The 619-nt window shown below is 64.0% G+C and carries 1 protein-coding gene; it reads left to right on the top strand.

Annotation, left to right across the window (positions count from 1 at the left end; genetic code table 11):
* Positions 1 to 152: 152 nt before the first annotated feature.
* Positions 153 to 619: ATP-binding protein (locus AVHM3334_RS23780; RefSeq protein WP_284415890.1), on the top strand; the 467-nt coding region annotated here is incomplete at its 3' end.

Here is a 619-nt window from a genome sequence, read left to right on the forward strand (position 1 = left end):
CTCTCCGTCGTGCTGGACGCACTGCGCGAACGTAACGAACTTCCTGACATCGAAGTGCTGCGTGCGCAGTTCGCACCGCGCCCCACGCTCATGCCCTTCGTGCAAGTGAAGCTGCCGGCGACGGCGGTATACGACATCCTGCTGGAGGCCGCATGAACACGATTGCAGCCACGCGCAGTGCGGCCGATGCAGCGCGGCTTCCGCTCATGCTGGCAGAGCTGAGGCTTCCCACGATGAAGCGGATGTGGGCCGACTTGGCCGATCAGTCCAACCGCGAAGGTTGGCCGGCAGAACGCTTCCTGGGCGCACTGCTCGAGCAGGAGGTCAATGAGCGCGAGACGCGCCGGCTCGCGCGTGCTCGCGTCGACAGCCAACTGCCACCGGACAAGAGCTTGGCCAGCTTCGACTTCGACGCCGTGCCCGCAGTCTCAAAGGCGCACGTCACGGCTCTGGCCGAAGCCGATGGATGGATTGCTCAAGGGCACAACTTGCTTGCCTTCGGCCCGCCGGGCGTAGGCAAGACCCACCTCATTGCTGGTATCGGCCACGCATTGATCGATCACGGCTACAAGGTTCTCTTCGTACGCACGAGCGAACTAGTGCAACGGCTGCAGGCAGC

Source organism: Acidovorax sp. SUPP3334 (assembly GCF_030159055.1).
GTDB lineage: Bacteria > Pseudomonadota > Gammaproteobacteria > Burkholderiales > Burkholderiaceae_C > Paracidovorax.